At 36.2% G+C, this 6,247-nt stretch carries 8 protein-coding genes and 3 pseudogenes; 6 read left to right on the top strand and 5 right to left on the bottom strand.

From position 1 onward, the window contains the following. Positions 1 to 144: 144 nt before the first annotated feature. Complete coding sequence (locus tag H1X92_RS05675; protein WP_180559244.1) at positions 145 to 834, top strand: abortive infection system antitoxin AbiGi family protein; 690 nt, start codon at positions 145 to 147, stop codon at positions 832 to 834. 98 nt (positions 835 to 932) lie between these two features. On the opposite strand, the pseudogene H1X92_RS16205 reads toward H1X92_RS05675, so the two are convergent. From H1X92_RS16205 to H1X92_RS05685, 4 genes and pseudogenes are all read right to left on the bottom strand, one after another. After that, positions 933 to 1,130 (bottom strand): annotated as a pseudogene (locus H1X92_RS16205) (integrase); the annotation flags it as partial. Positions 1,131 to 1,259: 129 nt separating this feature from the next. Then, a pseudogene (locus H1X92_RS16210) lies at positions 1,260 to 1,400 on the bottom strand (integrase); the annotation flags it as partial. Positions 1,401 to 1,803: 403 nt separating this feature from the next. Then, positions 1,804 to 2,820: a site-specific integrase gene (locus tag H1X92_RS05680; RefSeq protein WP_180559245.1), complete on the bottom strand. Its 1,017-nt coding sequence runs from the start codon at positions 2,818 to 2,820 to the stop codon at positions 1,804 to 1,806. A gap of 4 nt (positions 2,821 to 2,824) precedes the next feature. Next, positions 2,825 to 3,415 (bottom strand): phage repressor protein CI, encoded by a 591-nt coding sequence (locus H1X92_RS05685; RefSeq protein WP_180559246.1) that lies wholly within the window; start codon positions 3,413 to 3,415, stop codon positions 2,825 to 2,827. Positions 3,416 to 3,563: 148 nt separating this feature from the next. On the opposite strand from H1X92_RS05685, the gene H1X92_RS05690 reads away from it, so the two are divergent. Continuing rightward, the gene (locus tag H1X92_RS05690) at positions 3,564 to 3,764 is read left to right on the top strand and encodes a hypothetical protein (protein ID WP_180559224.1); all 201 of its coding nucleotides are present in this window, start codon (positions 3,564 to 3,566) and stop codon (positions 3,762 to 3,764) included. 62 nt (positions 3,765 to 3,826) lie between these two features. Beyond that, positions 3,827 to 4,336, top strand: coding sequence for a phage regulatory CII family protein (locus H1X92_RS05695; protein WP_180559247.1), 510 nt, complete (start codon positions 3,827 to 3,829; stop codon positions 4,334 to 4,336). An 11-nt stretch (positions 4,337 to 4,347) separates the two neighbouring features. Here H1X92_RS05695 and H1X92_RS05700 read toward each other — a convergent pair whose 3' ends face one another. Then, entirely contained in the window at positions 4,348 to 4,821 is a 474-nt protein-coding gene (locus tag H1X92_RS05700) for a hypothetical protein (protein ID WP_180559248.1), read from the bottom strand. Between the two features lie 365 nt (positions 4,822 to 5,186). On the opposite strand from H1X92_RS05700, the gene H1X92_RS05705 reads away from it, so the two are divergent. The 3 genes and pseudogenes from H1X92_RS05705 to H1X92_RS05715 form a co-directional block, all read left to right on the top strand. Continuing rightward, positions 5,187 to 5,537, top strand: a complete 351-nt coding sequence (locus H1X92_RS05705; RefSeq protein WP_180559249.1) for a DUF5347 family protein — start codon at positions 5,187 to 5,189, stop codon at positions 5,535 to 5,537. A gap of 70 nt (positions 5,538 to 5,607) precedes the next feature. Beyond that, positions 5,608 to 5,850, top strand: coding sequence for a hypothetical protein (locus tag H1X92_RS05710; protein ID WP_225506954.1), 243 nt, complete (start codon positions 5,608 to 5,610; stop codon positions 5,848 to 5,850). Between the two features lie 110 nt (positions 5,851 to 5,960). Then, a pseudogene (locus H1X92_RS05715) lies at positions 5,961 to 6,247 on the top strand (replication endonuclease); the annotation flags it as partial.

Genomic DNA, 6,247 nt, shown 5'->3' on the forward strand with positions numbered 1-6,247 from the left:
AGCATTGAAAGAGTACTCATCATTCGTTATTTTAAATGATAATAGGATTATCACAGACGCTAGTAAACCTATCGCTAATGAACAAATTTCAAAAGAGTTAACTCTCGGTATTTTAATTAAATAAGATGAACAAACGGATTGATCATGATCATTCACTTTACTAATAGATTTGAAAATCTAATTTCGATTATTTCATCTAAATCATTTTTACTGCATTATTGTGGTGAATATTTTGGTGATAAAAGAGGGAAAGTAGTTTCTCGATCTGCTCACCCTATGGTTTCATTTAGTGAGTATGAACATAATGAATTATATAAAAAAATAATAACATACGGTAGATATGGAATTGCTCTATGCAAAAAATGGGCTGAGCAAAATGGATTATCACCTGTAAATTATATTGAAAAAAATTCTCCAGCGGCTTTAGGACTTATAGCTTTACTAAGATCTCGCCAAGTTGGTACGTTACCGAAACACCTTCGACTTCCCGTTATTCAGTTGAAGTGTTTTATAAAGCATGTCTCTGGTTACAATAGTTACTTTGGTGAAGAAGACTTTGATTTTAAGTATGAGAACGAGTGGCGGTTTGTTCCAACAATCCAGCAAATTAAGGGTGGAAGAATATCATTGGACTTCTCTAAATATAATGAAGATAAAATAAAATACAATGAAAAAATAGCACCTTATGCACTCAGATTTTTTTTGGCTAATATAAGATATATCTATGTTGAAAATGAATCTCAACGTCAGAAATTAACCTCACTTTTTGGACTTTCCGCTGAGAAAGTTGTATTAGCTACTTGGAAGAAATCAATGAAAAGCAAAGTCGTCTAATGTTTTCCGTATTTGAGTTCAATTTATGATTAAGTTTGCTCCTCGTTCATAGCCGACAGTCTGATTTGGCCGCAAAACACGGCCAAATTAGTACAGAGTTAACACACATCATCCAACAAGCTGCCTTCCTTCATCTCACCCACAAACATATTTCCACGATCCGTAGCCATAACAAAATCAGCCCACCATTGTATCATCGGACGGCGCTGTTAAAGGTAATCGCTGCAGTTATAAACACTACATACCTCTTTTTTGTTTATAAGAGCAAGCGCTATTTCAATGACATCAGGCGGAAATTTACTACTTGATTGTTAATTGTTAATGGACTGAGCCGGTTTGATGCGGTTGGGAAAGATAAATTTTGATTATTACTCAGTGGTTTCGTCATTTCCAGAAAGGAGACAACTTCATCTTTGTCAAAGATCGTAGTATCGGAACTGCCAGAGTTTACTACCGCTATATTTAACAAGCAAAATGAGTCAATCTCATTTTACAGAATATAGTCAGCATCTTTAGGTTTAGCTATTTTGTTTTCCGTATCCTGACGGTTTAGTTTTTCTTACCATGATGAGTCTCAATGCTTTAGACCCAATGAAGACCTTATAGCTTATCGTTGGGACTATCAATGGGCCTAAAAGGTTCGGATTTAATTAGTTGGCTTCAGACTTAGCTGGACAAATTGAGGATACAAAAAAGCCCGCAGGGCTTGTACCATGCGGGCTCTTAGGACTTCATCGGATGACTCTGGTAATCACCGATGGAGAATTTTGGTGGAGCTGGCGGGAGTTGAACCCGCGTCCGAAATTTCTACATTCTCTAAAGAGGTATAGGTAAAACAATGAGCTACTAGAAAAATCAATTATTTAACTACCGATAACTGACGGTAACTAACGACGTCTAGCGTTAATTAATTAGTTATATGGACACTAAGTGGACATAATAAATTGCAATCGATGTTAAAAGCAATGATTATTCATCCAGTAAAAATAGTGGGTTTTTAGTGACTGCATCTTCTAAATGGCTAGGGGCGAAATGAGCATATATCATTGTCATCTTTATATCGGAATGCCCAAGAATATCTCTTAATACTAAAATATTCCCCCCGTTCATCATAAAGTGGCTTGCGAATGTATGGCGTAAAACGTGTGTACATTGTCCTTCTGGTAGTTCGATGCCAACTTTATTTACTGTTCTTTCGAAAGTTTTACGGCAAGGGGTAAATAGCTTTCCCCTTTTTTTGGGAATTTCATTATAAAGTTCTTTTGAAATAGGAACAGTTCTTACTTTTTTGCTTTTTGTGTTTTTGTAAGTAATACGATATGGAGTTACTTGGCTACTTTCTAAGTTTTCAGCTTCGCTCCATCTTGCGCCAGTTGAAAGACATATTTTTGCTATCATTAAAACGCTATCGCTTTTAGATTCAGCAAGGGCATCTAGTAAAACTTTGATTTCGTCTTTGTATAGAAAAGTGACCATGCTTTCATCAACTTTAAAAGTAGGTAGGCCAGCAAGAGGGTTAGGTAAAGACCAATGACCTAATTTTTTTAAAGTACCAAAGACTGCTGATAAATTGCGTTGTTCATGATTAACCGTAACAGGCTTTATTTCCATGCACCGCCCATTAACATCAGGTATTTCACCTTTTAAGCGACCCTCACGATATAAACTAAAATCAGATGCGGTTAGTTGTGATGCGATTGGATCGCCTAGCCCTGCACAGATAGCTTTTAGCTTTGACATCATACGGTCTACATCTGTTAATGTCCTACCGTATAAATCATGCCATTGATTAATTAAATCAGATAACCGTCTGTTGTCCTGTTTTTCACCAAGCCAAGGTTTATTTTCCATTTCCCCGAGAATATATTTCTCGTAATAAAGAGCTTCACCTTTCGTGGCGAATTTTTTGCGTATTCGCTTACCATTAACACCATTAGGACGAATGTCACAGAGCCATTCACCAGATTCAATTTTTCTAACAGTCATTTTATTATTGGTTTTCGATAATAGTAATAACACGACCTAACACAGTTAAGTCCTCTAAATCACAATCAAAAGGTATGCCAACTCCCGATACGCGAACTTTCTTAATTGGTATTCGAGTCAATTCGCGAACACTGATTTTTCCCTCAATATCCACTAACCATTTACCGTCAAAAATATCACTGAATTTATTATCAATGATGTAGTAAGTGTTATCTTCTTGTATTGATTTTGGTTCGTCGGGTAGTGGTGCGGTATTCTTGAACATCGCCTTATCAAACATTACATTGCTAGCAGGTATTAATTCACCATTCACTAAACGAAAATTAGGCAGTTTGAGAATATCTACTTTTTCATTATCAAATGGCTTACCCTTACCAAATGTTAACCATTCTAAATTTGCCCCCGTTTCTATTGAACAGCGAACAACCATATCTGCGGGAAAAACAGCGCGTTTATAGCGGCCTGATATTCCACTGGCACCCATGTTAAAATGTTCAGCCATCATTAATTTTGATGAAAAACCATAGGCTTCCATTATTCTATCTAAGACGTTTGCATTGTCTGGGCATGAAATAAAATCAAAAGATTCACTCATCAAGCACTCCGAATTTATCACTTAAAGAAATTAAAAATACAAATCGAGTTGACAATTCACGATTCGTAAAGTAAATTTCTCATATCGAAAATATAACGATATCTGTCGATATCTAACGAAAATTACAGTTAACAAGAGAGTTTGCCTCATGAAAACACAATGTTCAACAGATATGAGCGACAAGCGTCGCTGGATTCCGTTATCTGAGTTCTGTGAGCGTGAAAATATCAAAATTCGCACTGCTCGTACATGGATGAGTAACGGAAAGCTAAAAATCAAACCCAAAAAAAGTTCTCATGAACGAGTATATATTGATTGGGATGCGTACTATAAAGAGTGGTACATCTAATTTACCTCACGTTTCGTGGTTAACGTATTCACTAATAGTGAATTTGGATAAGAGTAAAATCTATGTTTGATTATCAGGTTTCCAAACAAAATCACTTTGATAATGCGTGTCGCGCTTTTGCGATTGCTCATAAAGGCGATCTTGTTCAGATAGCGGAAGCAATCGGCATGAATGCGCAAATGTTGCGTAATAAGTTAAATCCTGAACAACCGCATCAATTTACTTGTGCTGATATTGTAAGCGTAACGGATGCAACAGAAGATGCAACTTTAATTGATGGTTTGTTAGAGCAACTTCAATGTCAGCCGTCAGTACCTTTAAATAATGCCAGTGGGGGAAATTTCCCTACATATATTTTAAATGCAACAGCCGAAGTTGGAAAGCTAGCAAGCCAAGTAGTTTTGGCAGGTCGAATTAATAATGCCCGTTCCGCTGAAATTAAACAGAGTGTTAATAATGCGATCCGTTGTTTAGCATTAGTCGGTGTGACAATTTCAGCTCGTCTACAATCATCTCCTGCGTTTGTTACTGCAATAGATACGGTTGCGGGATTCAGTCAATTAATGGTGTGATTATGACAATACTATTTAGGAATTCCACCACTGAGGATAGAAATGATTCTTTCCCATGTCGTGAGGGGATATTTACTTTCCAAATCATAACCATGTATAGCAATACTGGCTCTTTTTCTCGCGGGGTTATAGAGAGAAGTCAACACTTGCGTATCGCTTTTTTCGATAGTTTGTATTTGTTTAATGATTTCACTTTCAGACAGATGAGGGATTTCATCAATCAAAATACGGTAACGATTCGCTTGAGCCTTGGCATTACCCGCTTTTTCGCCAAATTTGAAACCAAATTGCATCGCGGAGACAAAAGCAATAATAAAACCAAACAGCCATCCGAGTTGTGTACTTGCGAAAACAGAAGCACCAAGAAACAACTGGGTAAAAGAACAAAATTGATTACATCGGCGGTTAAAAGTACCCGTCATTTCTTCAAGGTAAAGAGAGTAATTAGCTTCAAAAACGAGGTTTCTTTCTGGTTGTTTGGTCATGATAAATCCTTATTTTTTATCCTGCTCCTCGGTTGGCTGTTGCTGCTGTTTAGGTGGTGCTTGTTCAGCCGGAGCGGGACGGTGAATACGATGATAATCCTTACGGTCTTCTGACATAAGTATTTCCTTTGGTAGGTTTGTTTGTAAGCGATTCAATCTTACCACAAAACATGAGCCGGACATGGCTAAAATCCGGCACTTTATTCATAAGAGAGGACAATATGACTCAAGCACACAAGCAACAATATAAATACAAAGTTACAGGCGATTCATTTAAAACAAAATCTAACAATGATTTAAAAGTGATCATCCCTGTAATTGTTTTTGCCACTATCTATTTACTAGCAAGAATATAGGGAAAAATTATGTACCAGAACCCGATAGAGCTAGAACAACGCGCCCAATACATGCAATTAGACCAGCGCATTAATGGGCTTAATAAAACATCAGAAATTAAATCAAAACACTTTGGTTTAAAAAATGATGAGCTGAAATATTTTATAAAAGAAATGCGCGACCGTTTTAATGAGCATCACGAAGAAAATAAAAAGTTTTTAGGCGTTATTTTCTATATGGCGAATATTGATAAAAGCCGCCACGATTGCCAATTTGAAGATCTCACCACTAAAGAGATTTTTAATATCGTCAAAGCCATTAATCATATAAAAGCCATTAGCGCATTTTTACCAAAAAACTTAGCCTTACCCCTTAGTTAAATAACCGAAAAGAATTAATGACATTGATTTGTCAGAGCTTTTTACACGCTAAATTTAGGAAAATAAATAAATGAATATAACAGAACCAACATTTACCCCCGTATTAGATGCCGCTTCAACAGATGCATTTTTAATTTATGATTGCATTAACTGTAATCGTCAAGATGAACGCAAAGTTTGTAATGACCGTTATGCGTCACGCCTGCGTAAATTACAAATGTATGTGCTGAATGAAAAACCTGATTATGTGGCTATAAGTCAGTTATTAGAAAGTGAAATTAATCATGTGGAAAATATGAGAGGCGTTAGGTAATCAGATTTGCTCATGCAATACCTCGTCATCAAAAACGAATAGCGGCATAACAAATATTATGCCGCTTAACCTACTTAAAATATCCCATTTTTCATTTTCATGAGATTTAAATGATTAACGTTTCAATGAATAATGTTAAGAAAACTGCCTATTACAAGCCTTTAAAACCCATTAAAAGGCCATTTCCGACCTATCCAGAACTTTATGAAAAAGAAAAAAGAGCCAAAGCATTAGCAAATGCGCAAACGCTACTTTCAGAACAACCTAAAATTGTTCAAATTACCGTTAATAAACGCTTTGATACGTTATTAAAAGAACAAGGTCGTGAGCGTGCGAATGCTTATCTTGCTAAAAATTTTTGTGAACGGATATATCCAAGAATAGAACTTGTCACTAA

Source organism: Arsenophonus endosymbiont of Apis mellifera (genome assembly GCF_903968575.1).
GTDB lineage: Bacteria > Pseudomonadota > Gammaproteobacteria > Enterobacterales > Enterobacteriaceae > Arsenophonus > Arsenophonus apicola.

Coding starts and splice junctions, on each gene's coding strand:
- H1X92_RS05675 (WP_180559244.1), top strand. CDS start 145: ATGATCATTCACTTTACTAATAGATTTGAAAATCTAATTTCGATTATT.
- H1X92_RS05680 (WP_180559245.1), bottom strand. CDS start 2,820: ATGACTGTTAGAAAAATTGAATCTGGTGAATGGCTCTGTGACATTCGT.
- H1X92_RS05685 (WP_180559246.1), bottom strand. CDS start 3,415: ATGAGTGAATCTTTTGATTTTATTTCATGCCCAGACAATGCAAACGTC.
- H1X92_RS05690 (WP_180559224.1), top strand. CDS start 3,564: ATGAAAACACAATGTTCAACAGATATGAGCGACAAGCGTCGCTGGATT.
- H1X92_RS05695 (WP_180559247.1), top strand. CDS start 3,827: ATGTTTGATTATCAGGTTTCCAAACAAAATCACTTTGATAATGCGTGT.
- H1X92_RS05700 (WP_180559248.1), bottom strand. CDS start 4,821: ATGACCAAACAACCAGAAAGAAACCTCGTTTTTGAAGCTAATTACTCT.
- H1X92_RS05705 (WP_180559249.1), top strand. CDS start 5,187: ATGTACCAGAACCCGATAGAGCTAGAACAACGCGCCCAATACATGCAA.
- H1X92_RS05710 (WP_225506954.1), top strand. CDS start 5,608: ATGAATATAACAGAACCAACATTTACCCCCGTATTAGATGCCGCTTCA.